We start from the raw sequence: 15,199 nt of genomic DNA on the forward strand, positions 1-15,199 counted from the left end.
AAAAAATGAATTTTCCTTTTCACTTTATTTTCCTGATTATCTCATCAACCATCCTGCTTGACTTTGCGCTCCCTCCAAGGTCATAAGTCAGGTATTTGCCTTCGGAGATAACTTTTTCCGTTGCCTCGAAAACCGCTTCGGAATTCTTTTTCTCGCCAAGGTAATCAAGAAGCCATGCGCCAGCAAGCACTGTTGCCACAGGATTTACCTTATCAAGCCCGGCATATTTTGGTGCAGATCCGTGGGCAGGCTCAAACATCGCATAGTTATCACCGATATTTGCCGAATAAATGAGCCCGATGCTTCCCACAAGAGCGGAACACTCTTCGCTCAATATATCCATGAACAGGTTCGTCGAAAGCAGGACTTTCCGGTTGAATATCTGCGGGTTCTTGATAAGCTGCTGGGCTATGTTATCTATATGATATTCTTCCAGTTCAATGCCTGGATAATTCTTTGAGACTTTTTCCGTTTCCTCAAGGAACGTGCCGCAGGTCTGCTTGAGAATGTTGCTCTTGTGGATCGCCACAACACTCTTCCAGCCTCTCCTTACAGCTTCCTCGAATGCGTACTTTGCGACATTTCGGCATGCAGGCCGGGTGATCTTTCGAATGGCGATAAAAACATCGTCTGTCAACTGGACCTCCTTTCCGATATACAGTCCTTCGGTGCCTTCTCTTACACAGACAAAATCCACATCACCAAGAGGTTTCTGGGTATTTGGAAAAGATTTGATCGGGCGGACGTTAGCATAGAGGTTGAACTTCTGGCGGATCGATACAGCCACACTCCTTGGTGAGCCTGCGCCGCCAGGTGTGGTCGTGGGGCCTTTAAAACCAGCGTCAGTGTCACCGAGAATATCCCATGTTTCCTGCGGGATCAGGGAATCCCCGCCGTTTTCTTTCCACCATTGTTCTCCACCTTCGCACATTATGAACTCGACTTTTGTACCGACGGCTTTTGCCACCCTGAGCATGCTATTTACAAGTTCAGGTCCTACGCCGTCGCCTTTTATGACTGCTGCTTTTTTACTCATGATTTACTTCCTGCCCCTTCATTTCTTTGAAATGCTATTAAGTTTATCCAGGTACATTTTTAATGTGATCAATGACAGGGTAGTTGAAATTATATCTCTCCAGCTACCGTTTTCCTGCTGTTTTCCAAGAAGCCATTTGATGGATGGCGCGATGTCCTCATCCTCTACTCCTGAAACGATCAAAGCCTGGATAACAAGGTTGCTTGTTGCGATATAAGTCCAGCCCCCGTCCTCTCTTTTTGAAAGCAGCCAGCTTGCACGATCGTTTATGAAACCGCAGTATTTTTCTTTGTCCTGGATAGAAAGTGCAGTAATTATAAGAGAAGTTGTTCCGGGATGCTCCCATTTCTTCCCATAATTGCTAACAAGCCATTTGCATCCGCTTTTATTTTTTATGCTGCATTCTCCTAATGCCATGAGAGCATAAGCTGTATCAATTTCACTGTTGTTCCAGTTATCGTCGAGCTGCTGTTCCTGTATCCAGGTGATTATTCCGGGTTGTACTTTCCCGCATTTGCATAGAGCAATGAATGCTCTTGCAGTATCAGTAAGAGGAGTTTGCGTTTCCCAGAAACCATCTTTTTTGAGGGATAACAATTTTTCGATTAAGGAGGATGCGGGTTTATTCCATAATGTTAATGCCTGGATGGAGCGGGATATGTCCTTGATGGTTTCAGGTTGTTGTTCCTTTAGCCATTCCAGCCCGCGAGAAGCTGCATCGGTCAGGTCACTATGAACCATATTCAAACTCCATAACTTCTAAGTACGTTTAATTTCATTGACAAAACAAATGTTTACTGATGCTATGAAATCTTATATCTTATGCCCGCCTGTTTTTCAATAATTTATGGTTTGAAATTTCATCCCATTAGATACCTTTAATAACAATCGGAGGAATTATTAGCGACCCACAAGGGGCTGTGGCCTAGTCCGGCATGGCGACGGGCTCCAGCGGAAAACCGGAGAAATCCGGGGTCAAGAGACCCCGGAATTAATTCCGGGGTGTAATGATGAGCAACGGGTCTACCGAGTGAACCGGACGCGGTAAGCAATGAGGAACCGTTGGAGCACTGAACGTGCTGCTCAAAGATTAAATTGCCAAAAACCTGGCATTTTCGGAGAGACCCGTCGATCGTGAGTTCAAATCTCACCAGCCCCACATTATAATAAAATAATTAGTATGGGCTTTGGATATTCAGAACAGATACTAATTGCATTCTCTCTTTATCAGCCCTGATTGGAGAAAGAACTGCGAAAGGCAAGAGAATGTCAATGAGAATTTTTATAAGTTCGACTGGAAATCTTCAAAGAGCAAACTTGTCTTACCTATTCTCCTTCTTCCATATAGTATTATCAGCCTTCCACCCGGTTTATTCCATTCTTCTTCCAGTAAAGACATCTCTTGATGGCGGTCGATAAATTTACTAATCATGATTAGTACTAATTTGGATTAGTATAATTTTCCTGCATACATAGTATTTTGAGCCAGACCTTCTGCGCTATACATACCTGGCTTCCTTCATGTTGAAGTGCCTGCCATCGTCGATAATCACATGATCAGGCACATCTATGCCCATTATTTCCCCGTTTCAACCAGCTTCTTTATGATATCCACTAATTCTTTTATCTCAAATTCTTTCCAGCCTCTTTACCATCCCTTCATAAAACCTGCACCATTCCTCAAAGCCACACCCCGAATTCATTGGCATCCCTGCCCTGAAATCCCTGGTAATATCAAAATACTCCTGTGAAAACCATGGCGCCTTAAAATCAAACTGGTCAAAGTCGCCCCACTCTTCAAGAGTGTTCATGGGCTTTAATCCGTTCTTAACCGAGGCCTCATACAGCTTGGTGTGCGGGTATGGCGTAAAGAACGATAACAAAATATCCATGTGTTTAAGTTTTCCCATTTTCCCGTAAGCAGAAATGATCGTATGTATCTCTTCAAATGTCCTTGTCACCTCTTCTTTTGCATCCATCCCCGGAATTCCCACCATGAATGAGCCGCGAATATCGAGATCATTTTCTATACATTTATCAACGCACATTTTTATCTGGTCAGTCTTTGCTCCCTTATTCATAGCATCAAGCGCCTCCTGGAGCCCGCTCTCAAAGCCAATGAATATCTCATGGATTCCTGCTTTTCGCAAAAGTCCCCATACATCATCATCCATTCTCGAAAGCTTCTCCATCCTGCCATTGACGCTCGTGAGACGAATCCCCGGGTCTTTCTCTATCAGGAGCATGCAGATCTCTTTCACCCGCTTCACATTGATGAAAAAATCACTGTCCCGGATCATGAATGTATCAATGTTGTAGGTTTTTGCAAGATACTCAAGTTCCGAAACAACTGTTCCTGCTGTAAGTCCTGACCAGCGCCTGCCGCAAAATAGCGGCTCTGAGCAGAAATCACATCCTGCCGCACAGCCAATACTTGAATAATAATCAATACATCGATCAGCGAATTTATACCCTTTGACATGTCGCTCTACATCTATCATGTCATATCGTATGGGAGGGAAAGAATCAAGGGATTTGAATTCCTGTCCCGGATTTTCAATTATTTTCCCACCTTCTTTATAGGAGACACCTCTAACCCCGTTAAGGGATTCATTATTCCGAAGTTTTTCAACCGCTTCTTTAAAAGGAATCTCTCCCTGCCCCCTGATAACAATATCAATACAGGGATTTTTGAGGGTTTGCACTGGCTCTGTTGATGGGTGATACCCTCCCCAGATGACCGGAAGCTGCGGATAAAGTTCCTTGACAGCTTTGCACACATCGATACCATCGCTGATCTGGTAACAGGTCATGCTACTAACCCCCAGGCACAGGGCTTTTTTGGCGGCATCGATGATATTTCTTTTATAATCATTATCTGCTACTGCATTGACTATTTTAACGTCATATTCATCACGAACCATTCTTCCAAGGGCAAGAAGCGATAGAGGAACATTCACAAGCGGGACTTGCAGGGATGTTGTCATTTTATTGGGGATCGCAACAGGATGTTCCACAGGCATCGGGTTAAATAAAATTATAGTGTTCTTTTCCATTTTTCACACTTTGCGTTTGATACTTTAAGCATTAACATAATATAAGTGTTTATATTTCATATAAGTTAAAAAAGTTCTAAATAGTATATAATAAATCATAGAATAAAAATACGATACAGATATGGAACCGATAATCGAAATTCGCTCTATAACAAAAAGCTATGGGAATTTCAAAGTACTGGATAATGTGACACTGGGCATTGAAAAAGGGATCATATTCGGTCTTCTCGGACCTAACGGTGCAGGAAAATCAACATTGATCAAAATCCTTTCATGCCAATCAAGACCATCATCGGGTCATGCATTTATATCCGGACTTGATGTTGTATCTGATAAAAAAGATGTACTTTCAATCATCGGAGTTGTTCCCCAGGAGAACAGTTTCTATGATGAGCTTACTGTGAGTGAAAACCTCATGTTCTTCGGTTCGTTATACCGGATACCTGTAATTGATATCAAAAAGAGGAGCCATAAAATACTTACGTTGCTAAAGCTGGATGAAAAAAGCAATGTAAGGGCCTATAACCTGTCCGGGGGAATGAAGACAAGGCTAAATATCGCATGTGCTCTCATTCATAAACCAGCGGTACTGATCCTTGATGAACCAAGTGTGGGGCTTGACCCGGTGTCAAGAAAAGCCCTCTGGGAAACTATCCGGGTTGTTAACAGGGAAGGAACGGCGATCCTTCTTACGACACATTATATGGAAGAAGCGGACTTATTGTGCGACCGGATACTGATAATGAACCGGGGAAAAATAGTTATCGAAGGAAAACAAGATGACTTGAAAAAAAAGGTAGGTGAAAAGGTTATTTTAATAACAAGCTCACCGGGGAATTATGAGGCCATACAACATAACCTGGGCTCCATTGAAAATATTTCTTCGTGCAGCGTAAATGAAAAAGGGCTTAAAATAACTTTTACGGATGAGCAGCCACTTCAGGCAATTTTTGAGATTTTTGATTCGAAGGGAGAAACGATCCGAAGTATCGAATCAAGTACGCCCAGCCTGGAAGACGTATTCATTCTTGCTTCAGGAGAAGAGTGGCATTGAGCATTGTTCCGGTCATAAAGAAAGATTTTCTGGTATATGTCCGCCACAGGAAGACTTTACTTTTGATATTTCTTGCTCCTATTCTTATTATGATATTGATCGGGTCGGTTTTTTCAGGAGCCTCCGGTGAAGGTCTGAAAGAAGTAAAACTTGGCGTTGGGGGCGGGTCGGTATCCGGAAATGACATAATCGAAGAATTAAACCGCAGCAAAATGTTCATAATCGTTAAAGAAAACACTGATGACCCGTCTGTTATCGAAGATGGGGTAAGTAAGGGAAAATACAGCGCCGGAATATTCATTCCCGAAAACCAGACGCAGTCTATGAAATTGTATATTGATAATTCCCGCGTCCAGATAGCGCCTGTAATATCCACGGTTTTCCTTACCACTACTGAAAAAATGTCCTACGAACTCACCCTTGGTTTTATCAGCACGCTCTGGGAAAACCTGGGAGAGATGGAGTCAGAACTTGGCCCATTAAAAGACGGTGTCTTTTCAATAAACGGGAATATCAGCAGACTGAACAATGATACACAGAATGTGCTTGTCCGGCTGGATGAGATCAATGTAACCAGGATGAATCAATCCATTAGTATGATGAAAACCGCACTTGACCAGATGGGAATTGATCTCTCCCTGACGGCTGTGGATTTAAATACAACGCGTAGTGATATTTTAGAACTTGATAAGAATGTTAGTTCTATCTATAATGACTCGGCAACATTGAGGGACGACCTGAAGTTTGTGGTCGATAATATCGATTCTACAGATGCCGCATTATTTGCGATCCAGGCCGACCTGCAGGGAACATATAATTCAACATGTGCCATTTCTTCAACACCACAATGCATATCCATTTCAAGCACCATCCGGCAGATCCAGGATTCAAGGGCGCTTTTACTTGAAAAGACCGACCGGATAAGATCACTTAATAACGGCCTTGCAAATGTTGCCCAGAAAAGCTATGAATTGCATGAAAAACTGGTACGCACCGACATCAGGTTGCAGAATATGCAGACGTTGATCAGCAATTACATTTTTCAAATTTCAAATATCCAGGGTAATATCTCAAATATCGAGACTGCAATCGTGATACTGGATCAGGTCAAGAATCAGTCATCCGATGTTTCTATCCAGATGAACAACCTTTCTACAGAAATGGAAAATAGCACTTCAAACCTGGTATCAGAGATCAGCAGGACAAAAAGTATCCTGGGCGATGTAAGAACAAAGTCGCCTGCTGCTATTGCTGCGCCCATTAAACTTGAAAGAGAGCCAGTATTTAAAGACATGTCTTATCTTGATTTCCTGATTCCTGCTATCGTATCCATCGTCCTGATGTTCATTTCATTCCTGCTCTCCTCAATCACAATTGTGCAGGAGAGGACCAAAAAGACCCTGCTAAGAACACTTTTGACACCATTATCCCTGGAGGAGTTCATTTTCGCAAAGACCCTGGCTCTTATTCTTATAGCCATGTTCCAGGGGATCATCCTGGTCGTTGTTGCTTTCATGTTCTACGGGATATTGATCCCGGCTGGCCAGATGGGGCTGTTGTTCCTTGTTATCCTTGTATATTCAGCAGCTTTCATAGGTATCGGTATGGCTGTAGCAACATTCGCAGAATCGGAAAATACGGCCATGTTATCATCCCTTGTATTGAGTATCCCCATGCTTTTCCTGTGCGGTGTTTTTTTCCCATTCGAGACCATGCCGGCATTGATGGTCAAGATAGGAAGCTCCCTTCCTATCACTCTGGGTATAAGGGCTCTTGATTCGGTATTGATATACCAGGAAGGGTTTAGCGCGCTCTCCGGATATCTCCTGCCGCTTCTTTTATACGGCATTGCCGGACTGGGACTTGCATATATCCTGTTAAGGAAGGAAATTATGGATTGATTATGGCATGGTTCGAAGCAGATATCTTCAAGAAATGTGTTGAGGTTGACCTGCATAAATATTCAACAAGGACAGCGCTCATGGCAGCCCGCGAAAAGATCAAAGAGGCTTATGAGCACGGGTTCAGGCATGTGAAATTGATACACGGGGCAGCAAATATTACGAACAAGGATGAGGGCGCAAGTATAAAGTTCGCATTGCGTACCATGTTAAAAAGCGGGCAGCTTGACAAATGGATAGGCAGGAATGGTTCCAGGGTCCGGGATGGATCCATGATACTTGAAATCAGGAAGAACCCGGTGGCGGTGGAGCGGGAGTGGGAAGAGATGCCGATGGAGGATTATTAGACTTAAGTGTTTCCATTTTAGTAAACAGCTAAACAAAAACTTTTAATAGTATTGCCTCCAATGTATTATCGGGGTGAATTGTATGGTAGATTCTAAAATACTAGATAGTTTATACAGACTGGCAGATCAATTTATTGCCTTTATACCAACACTGATAGCAATAATTGTTCTAATAATTGTTGGATGGATTTTGGGAAGATTTATCGGAAAAATCGGGGCTAAAGTGTTAGACAAGATAGGACTTGATAATCTTATTGATAAAACAGCTCTGGGAGGAATAATAAGAAAAGCAGGAATGAGCACTGTAGGATTCTTCGAGTCAATTATCAAGCTGTTTATTTATATAATTTTTGCTGCTATAATTCTGGATATACTAAGAATACAGATTATAACAGATTTTGTCACCCAGGTTATTTCATATATACCTCTTATAATAACGGCTTTGATAGTACTGATCATTGGCTTGCTAATTGTTGATTTCCTTGCAGATATTATCCGCAAAAGCCTTGTTGCTATGGGTGTAGATGATAAGATTATGAAGAGCTCTATGGGAGAACCCCTGAAAGCAGGTGGAACATCTGTCTCAGGAATCGTTTCTGGCTTAGTAAAATTGTTCGGTTATCTGATATTTATATTGGCCGCCGTAGAGATATTGCGTTTTAGATTCCTTACTGAATTCTTGATAAATGTATTAAATTACATTCCGAATCTGTTTACAGGGGTCCTGATATTGATAATCGGATTTTTGTCCATCGACATTGTAATGGATTATTTGCAATCAACAATGAAAGGAATGAAAGTCGAAGGTTCAGAAATATTTATTCCTTTGATGAGGGGCTTTTTATTCCTGGTATTGATAGTATTAGCACTTGACACAATGTTAATCAAAACCAGTATTTTCTATATATTCCTCGGACCTCTTGCGTGGGGTGTCGCCGTAGTCGTGGCATTTAAGTATGGGGTAAAAGATGCTTTAGTAGCATATGCAAAGGAGAAAAAATAGGTTTTTCTCCTTTTTGAATCCTGAAATGAGATAATCTCTTTATATCGTAAATCCATAAGACAGGATATGCTTTTTGATAAATATTGCGCCCAGATCGATTCCCTTAACACCGACAGTGCAACAAAAAATGCTATGCGTGTATCCTTCACAAGAAGGATGGAATTATTTGGCAACGATCTTCATTTTTTCAGGGAGCCTTTTACACCGATATCGTTGACCGGAACCCGGTGCTCTTTGAAATGCAAGCATTGCGATTCATATTATCTTGGTCATATGCTTGATGGCTCAAATGGCAAACTGCGATCGTATGCATATCGCCTGGCTGGCGCTAATGGAATATTATTAAGCGGCGGAAGTTTACCTGACGGAAGCGTTCCTACATACTTGCAGGCTGATGAGATCGCACAAATAAAAAAGGATACAGATCTTAAAATTAGCGCCCACACCGGGATCATTAACAGGGGACAGGCAGAACTTCTTTCAAAATATCTTGACATGGCACTTGTTGATGTTATCGGGAATGATGAGACCATACATGATATCCTCGGCCTTTCTGCAACGATACAGGATTATGAAAATACATTATCGCACCTTTCGTCTTTCGGGATCAGGCTTGCGCCGCATATCATTGTAGGGCTGCATAACGGTAAATTAAAAGGGGAAATAAGAGCACTTGAGATAGCCAGGAAATTCGATCCTGAAGCGGTCGTAATTGTTATATTCATACCCACAAAAGGGACAGCATCAGAAGGAGCAGAGCCTCCTCGGATTGAGGATGTTGTAAAGGTAATATCAAAAGCGCGGGAAATGTTTGATGTGCCCCTGTCTTTGAGCTGCGTGCGCCCCGGGGGACGATACCGTTCAATGCTTGATAAGTACGCGATCCTGGGCGGGATTGACAGGATGGCTGTTCCATCAAGAAGCGCCTACAGGACAGGGCAGGATATTGGTCTGGACATTATTGAGATACCAAAAATGTGCTGTTCTTATGGAGTTTGAATGAAAAAGATTGCAGGGCATGATGGGGTAGATATCCATGCACCCGATAATTCAAGATTTTCCTTCTTGAAAAGCCCTTATGCAGCCCATAAAACAAACAGTGCGGTTGATATTTATTATGGATATTTCGGGGGCGAGGCTATTTCCCCGGTTGGTGGAACGGTAATCGATATCCGGAGTTTTGATACACCTACACCTTTTAAAGGCAGGGATTCTAAGGAATATCTTATAGCAATACAACAGGGAAAATATGTGGTTAAAATAATCCATATAGAACCTGATATTTCAATCGGCGAGGAAATATCAATTGGAGAACGCATAGGGACATTTATCAAAAATGGGTATTTTATTTTCTGGAATGACCCTGTTATGCATGTCGAGGTCAGGGACCCATGTAATTATTTGCGCGCATCGAATGATCATGAACTTTCACCGGATATTGCATGGAAACGCCTTCCTTATGGGAAAAAAATGGAATTTGAGTGTGTTGTTAAAATGGTAAATAAGAATTATTCTCTCCTTTATGCCCCATTCCGGACCTGCGGGATAATTGGAGGATTCGCAATTGATGGAGGATTTGTTGATGGCTATATCAGTTCAAATGGGGAAGACCATTTCTTTGGTATTCTCAAACCAGAAGGATTTTTCCGTCCGGAATGTTCTCTTCTTCAAATAACAAAAGAAAATAAATCGGTGAAATGTTCGGGGATTGCCTTTTCTTTATCTTTCAATGAACCCCGGATAAAGCTGATCCCGGAAAAATATGGTGATAAACCGCTATCTAAGGGCGATAAAATCAAGATCTTACTTGATATTGGTTAATTACTTCATTCTCATGAAACTCAATATCCCTGATTTTCTTTTCGAAGCCTCACTCTCAATACATCTGCTGCACTGCTTATATCGGTTTCATAAAGATCCCTGATTATTGAATCATATAAAATAGAGTAGATTTGAAGAAGGTCTTTTTCTGCTTTATCTTTTAAATCCGTATTTTCAGGTGCCAGCATTAGATGAAAATCATCCTGGTGTGTTATTACAAATTTCCTGAGATCTTCAACTTTTTTCATTCCCTGTAATAATCCGAGCACCCTGAGAATTGGCGCTCCTCTTTTTTTTCGCTGCCTTGGACCATCATGAATGTATAATCCAACAAGTCCGTTGTTTGTTTTTATTATTGCAGTTAAGGTGAGGGCACCTGCGCCGCTGCATACTTCCACCTTTTCGCTAAGCACACGATAACCACCATCGGATAATTGTTGTTTTGCGAATTGCAGGATGGATATTTCATATTCTTTTTCAGGAATACCCCAGTAATCATTCATGATAGCAAGCTGGTAAGGATGGGTATTTATATGTATCTTCAAAGGTGAAAGATGTAGAATGAAGGATATGGAAAAAGAAATCAAGTCAATCCCTAACCTCCCAAAAAAAGAGTTTGACAGGGTTCTAAAAATGGTAACAACTACTGTTGTCGAGGTCATTGTAAAAAACGAGAATGGCATACTACTTGGGAAACGCAATACAGAGCCATTTCGCGGAATGTGGCACCTGACGGGCGGATTTGTGCATTACAATGAGAAAATATCAGACTCAGTAAAACGGGTTGCAAAACGTGAGATCGGAGTTGATGTCGGGATCGTGAGATTACTCGGGATATATGAATACATAAATGAAGATCCGCGCGGGCATATGATAGCGCTTGCACATATTGTGGGGATTCAGGGCGGAAATATTGCGCCAAATCAGGACAATACTGAACTGAAGTATTTCATAAAGGCACCAGAAAATATGATCCCGTATCAGAAAAAGATTTTTAACGATGCGATGAAAAATAGCTAAATATGTACACGGAATATTAATTTACTGCCCTAATATTCCCTTGGTTTTGGCTGGAACATCTTGATATTTACTGGTTTATAATTAATTTGCGCACCACCTGGCGTGAATGTAACAAGCGTGTGTTTCAGCCAATTGGCATCATCCCTTATAGGATAATCCAGGCGAAAATGAGACCCGCGGCTTTCTTTGCGCACCTTTGCCCCGGAACATATAGCTTCAGCAACATCCAGCATTCCCTCAAGCTCGATCACATTTACAAGTTCCTGGTTAAAAATCGTGTCTTTATTCCGGACATACACATTCTTGTAACGCATTCTGAGTTCCCTTATCATATCAAGTGCGATTGCCAGATCAAACTCTGTCCGGAATATTCCTGATTTTTCATCAAGGATGGTTTTAAGTTCATCTCGTATCCTGTAAAATTCTTCACCAGCTTTACGCTCTAATAATCCTGATATCTTTTTCTTTTCATCCTCTGTGGCCCTGTCGATCAATTCTTTTTCCCCCTCCCTGTTCGAATTTACATATTTTTCCGCATTTTCTCCTGCAATTTTGCCGAAAACAATAGTCTCAAGAAGCGAATTTCCCCCAAGCCTGTTCGCCCCGTGTACACTGATGCAGGAACATTCCCCGCACACATAGAACCCGGATATCGATGTTTCACATTCCTTATTTGAGGCAATGCCTCCCATGGAATAATGCTGCCCTGGCCTTATCGGAATTGGTTTTTTGACAGGGTCGATATTAGCAAAGTCAATTGCTATCTGCCTGATCCCTGGCAGGCGCTCATTTATTTTCTCTTCCCCAAGGTGTGTAAGATCAAGATGGACATATCCACCCTCAAATCCCCGGCCTTCGTTAATCTCTGTCTGGATTGCACGCGCAACGATATCCCTTGGCGCAAGATCAAGCTGGTGAGGTGAATATCGCTTCATGAAGCGCTCTCCATTCCTGTTCACAAGAAAGCCCCCTTCACCGCGCGCTCCTTCCGTTATGAGGATATTGGTTCCGAAAAGGGTTGTAGGATGGAACTGTACGAACTCCATATCTTCAAGCGGTACTCCTGCCCGATATGCTACGGCACAGCCAGATCCTGTGTTAATTACTGAATTTGTGGAATGTTTGTATATCCTCCCATAACCTCCTGTTGCAAAGATCACAGCCTTTGCCTTAAAACCTTCAACGATCCCGTCAGGAATATTATATCCTGTGACGCCGCAGCATCTCCCTTTATCAACTACGAGGCGGGTTATGAGCCATTCATTATAGAACTTGATACCATTCTTTAGCGCCTGTTCATACATGGTATGCAGTAAGTGGTGGCCTGTCCTGTCTTCTGCATACGCAGTCCTTGGAAATCCTGCACCTCCGAAGGGACGCTGGGCGATCCTGCCGTCGTCTGTTCTTGAAAAAAGCGTTCCCCAGTGTTCCATCTCAATGACACGGGCCGGTGCATCCTGGCAAAGTACCTCTACAGCATCCTGGTCAGCAAGATAATCACTACCTTTAATGGTATCAAAGGCATGATCTTCCCATCTGTCATTAGTTGCAAGCACAGCGTTTATTCCACCCTGCGCAGCAATGGAATGCGAACGCAGGGGATGGACTTTTGATATGACGGCTACATCGGCTGATCTTACAGATAAGGCAGCGCGTAATCCGGAAAGTCCGCCCCCAACTATGATAATATCATGATTGAACATAGTTATACAATGGTATATGCACAGGGAAATAAATATTGTTTTTCTACTTTTTTCCGGCTTCTATCTCCATGTACCCTGCTTCATCCCCCGAAGCCAGCACAACATTCTTCGACCCGCAATTTCCGCATACGCTTGAGTTAATTAAGCATCTTCCGTTCCCCAGAGCATCAAGCTCAACGTAAAAATTCCCAGTTCCATATTGTATTTTCATGATTTTATCAAGCTCTTCTTCATCTTCTTTCGTTTCGGGGCATCTTGAAACTTCAAAATATCTTTCCTTCATGTCAGTCCTGTTTCCACAATCCTGGCATACCTTCTGCCCAAAACCTTTGCCTGGTATATCAATTTTCAATTTTTTCAGTTCCTCAGGGGAGATTTCCCTGACCTCAATGGTCCCCGGGTTTTTCGTACCTTCTACTTTCTGTGCTGCCACAAAAGCTTTTCTTGCGTCATCTGTGCGTTTTTCAAGAAGACATGCTTCACCGCATATACGAAGTATTTCTTTTGTTGGAGTTTTATCTGCCAGTTTGTAAGCATCAAGACCAGGTGTTACCTGTCCTGTATTGAAACACACATCACCGCAGATAACCAGTTCATCTTCAGGCGGGGTCTTATTAGCTAACTTGTACGCCTCCAGTCCATCCGAAAGCCTCCCGTCTTTGAAACATATGTTGCCGCAAATAATAAGCTCCTCTTCGGGCGGCTTTTCTTTAATGATCTTATACGCTTCAAGAGCAGATGTGATCTTCCCTTTGCGCAGGCACTCTTTTGCGATAACAGCGATCTTCTCTTTGGGAAGTGGCGTTCCGATTATTCTTGAAGCATCCACTGCCGAATAAATTTTTTCTTTTTCAAGATATTTATTCACATATTCTGAAAGTACATCTTTAGGAAGCTCTATGCCTGCTGCCTTTGCCCCGTCAATTGCTTTTTGCATCCATCCATTCTCAAGATATTTCCTGATATATCCATTCAGTTCTTCCTTTGAAAGCTGCATGTCTGTGACTCTGGCGGTATCTATTGCTTCTGCCATCCTTCCTGCATCAAGGCATTTTTTTATGTAAGCTGTAACTTTCTCATCAGTCATTTTCTTTTTTCCGGATATGTTCCATGCTCCTGCCAAACATTCAAACTTTAAAATTGATAAAGATTTCGTATGCGATTTCTTTGGGGAGTGATAAAAAAAATTAAAAAAACTGATCCACCGTCTCCACCGCCCGTATTATAAGTTTTACACTGTTTTCAAGATCATTCATGCTCAATACATTTACAGGGGTATGGATATATCTTGATGGTGTGCTGATCACGCCTGTTGGTATTCCTTTCCTGGTAAGGTGTATGACAGAAGCATCAGTTTGTCCGCCTGAACCCACCTTTAACTGGTATGGAATATTCCCCGATCGTGCTGCACCTTGCAACCACTTCAGTACAGGTTCGGGTACGATTATTCCGCGTCCTTCGGCGTCACTTACCGTAATAGCAGGCCCTTTACCGATTTCAAGCGCTGAATCTTTTTTCTCAATCCCCGGATGGTCTCCGGTAAATGTGACTTCTGATACGAGCGCGACATCGGGGTCAAGCCCGAAAGCAGAAGTACGGCCTCCCTTGAGGCCGACTTCTTCCTGTACAGTAAAAACAGCATGTATGGTGGCCTTTACATCCTTAACCCGCTTCAGAGCCTCGATCAGTACGGCGCAGCCTCCACGGTCATCAAGGGCCTTACCTGTGACAAAATCATTACATAGTGACCTGAATTCGGTATCCGATGTGATGGGTGTTCCCGGGAAGATGCCATGTTTCTCAGTATCTTCTTTGCTTGTTGTCCCCACATCTATGAACATATTTTCGGCTTTAACCGGTTTTTTTGTTTCTTCCTCTTTCATGGCATGGGGAGGTTTTGAACCTATGACGCCATAGATAGGACCATTCACTGTATGCAATATCATCCTCTGGTTCAGGAGGGTCTGGTCAAACCAGCCGCCAGTTGTTGTAAAATAAATAAAACCTTTTTCATCGATATATTTTACCATAAGCCCGATCTCATCCATATGAGCGGCAAGCATCAATCCGGGAGATCTGCCGTTTTTCGTGGCCACAAGATTTCCCATTTTATCGGTCCTGATCTCATCTACAAAAGGCCGTATCTCCTCTTCGATGATATTCCGGACATTTTTTTCATATCCCGAAACCCCGTGAGCGTTCGATAACCGTTCCAGAAGATCTTTTATTTTATCCATAATTGTCATTTTATGATTCTC

At 42.4% G+C, this 15,199-nt stretch carries 14 protein-coding genes and 1 pseudogene; 7 read left to right on the plus strand and 8 right to left on the minus strand.

Annotated elements, in window-relative coordinates; all coding sequences use genetic code 11:
* Positions 1–19 precede the first annotated feature (19 nt).
* From FIB07_01460 to FIB07_01475, 4 genes and pseudogenes are all read right to left on the minus strand, one after another.
* On the minus strand, positions 20–1,036 hold the full coding sequence (locus tag FIB07_01460) for an isocitrate/isopropylmalate dehydrogenase family protein (GenBank protein NJD51515.1): 1,017 nt from the start codon (positions 1,034–1,036) through the stop codon (positions 20–22).
* 18 nt (positions 1,037–1,054) lie between these two features.
* Positions 1,055–1,777, minus strand: a complete 723-nt coding sequence (locus FIB07_01465) for a terpene cyclase/mutase family protein (protein NJD51516.1) — start codon at positions 1,775–1,777, stop codon at positions 1,055–1,057.
* A gap of 562 nt (positions 1,778–2,339) precedes the next feature.
* Positions 2,340–2,468 (minus strand): annotated as a pseudogene (locus FIB07_01470) (ATP-binding protein).
* Positions 2,469–2,664: 196 nt separating this feature from the next.
* On the minus strand, positions 2,665–4,092 hold the full coding sequence (locus FIB07_01475) for a radical SAM protein (protein ID NJD51517.1): 1,428 nt from the start codon (positions 4,090–4,092) through the stop codon (positions 2,665–2,667).
* A gap of 121 nt (positions 4,093–4,213) precedes the next feature.
* On the opposite strand from FIB07_01475, the gene FIB07_01480 reads away from it, so the two are divergent.
* The 6 genes from FIB07_01480 (at position 4,214) to FIB07_01505 (ending at position 10,218) form a co-directional block, all read left to right on the plus strand.
* Complete coding sequence (locus FIB07_01480; protein ID NJD51518.1) at positions 4,214–5,146, plus strand: ABC transporter ATP-binding protein; 933 nt, start codon at positions 4,214–4,216, stop codon at positions 5,144–5,146.
* On the plus strand, positions 5,137–7,047 hold the full coding sequence (locus FIB07_01485) for a hypothetical protein (protein NJD51519.1): 1,911 nt from the start codon (positions 5,137–5,139) through the stop codon (positions 7,045–7,047). Before FIB07_01480 ends, FIB07_01485 begins: the two co-directional genes overlap by 10 nt.
* 2 nt (positions 7,048–7,049) lie before the next feature.
* A complete protein-coding gene (locus tag FIB07_01490) occupies positions 7,050–7,394 on the plus strand; it encodes a Smr/MutS family protein (GenBank protein NJD51520.1) in 345 nt (114 codons plus the stop codon).
* 82 nt (positions 7,395–7,476) lie between these two features.
* Complete coding sequence (locus FIB07_01495) at positions 7,477–8,397, plus strand: hypothetical protein (GenBank protein ID NJD51521.1); 921 nt, start codon at positions 7,477–7,479, stop codon at positions 8,395–8,397.
* A 66-nt stretch (positions 8,398–8,463) separates the two neighbouring features.
* Complete coding sequence (locus tag FIB07_01500; GenBank protein ID NJD51522.1) at positions 8,464–9,396, plus strand: radical SAM protein; 933 nt, start codon at positions 8,464–8,466, stop codon at positions 9,394–9,396.
* A complete protein-coding gene (locus FIB07_01505) occupies positions 9,397–10,218 on the plus strand; it encodes a hypothetical protein (protein ID NJD51523.1) in 822 nt (273 codons plus the stop codon).
* Positions 10,219–10,238: 20 nt separating this feature from the next.
* Here FIB07_01505 and FIB07_01510 read toward each other — a convergent pair whose 3' ends face one another.
* The gene (locus tag FIB07_01510) at positions 10,239–10,721 is read right to left on the minus strand and encodes a hypothetical protein (protein ID NJD51524.1); all 483 of its coding nucleotides are present in this window, start codon (positions 10,719–10,721) and stop codon (positions 10,239–10,241) included.
* A gap of 58 nt (positions 10,722–10,779) precedes the next feature.
* On the opposite strand from FIB07_01510, the gene FIB07_01515 reads away from it, so the two are divergent.
* Positions 10,780–11,238 (plus strand): NUDIX hydrolase, encoded by a 459-nt coding sequence (locus FIB07_01515; protein ID NJD51525.1) that lies wholly within the window; start codon positions 10,780–10,782, stop codon positions 11,236–11,238.
* 29 nt (positions 11,239–11,267) lie between these two features.
* Here the strand turns inward: FIB07_01515 and FIB07_01520 are convergent, their stop codons facing one another.
* The 3 genes from FIB07_01520 to FIB07_01530 all read right to left on the minus strand — a co-directional run bounded on the left by FIB07_01520 (position 11,268) and on the right by FIB07_01530 (position 15,178).
* Positions 11,268–12,941 carry an FAD-dependent oxidoreductase gene (locus FIB07_01520; GenBank protein NJD51526.1) on the minus strand — a complete coding sequence of 558 codons (1,674 nt, stop codon included), beginning with the start codon at positions 12,939–12,941 and terminating at the stop codon, positions 11,268–11,270.
* A 43-nt stretch (positions 12,942–12,984) separates the two neighbouring features.
* Positions 12,985–14,028 carry a hypothetical protein gene (locus tag FIB07_01525; GenBank protein ID NJD51527.1) on the minus strand — a complete coding sequence of 348 codons (1,044 nt, stop codon included), beginning with the start codon at positions 14,026–14,028 and terminating at the stop codon, positions 12,985–12,987.
* A gap of 100 nt (positions 14,029–14,128) precedes the next feature.
* Positions 14,129–15,178, minus strand: a complete 1,050-nt coding sequence (locus tag FIB07_01530; GenBank protein ID NJD51528.1) for a M42 family metallopeptidase — start codon at positions 15,176–15,178, stop codon at positions 14,129–14,131.
* Positions 15,179–15,199 lie beyond the last annotated feature (21 nt).

Origin of the sequence: Candidatus Methanoperedens sp., from assembly GCA_012026795.1 — an archaeon.
Taxonomy (GTDB): domain Archaea; phylum Halobacteriota; class Methanosarcinia; order Methanosarcinales; family Methanoperedenaceae; genus Methanoperedens.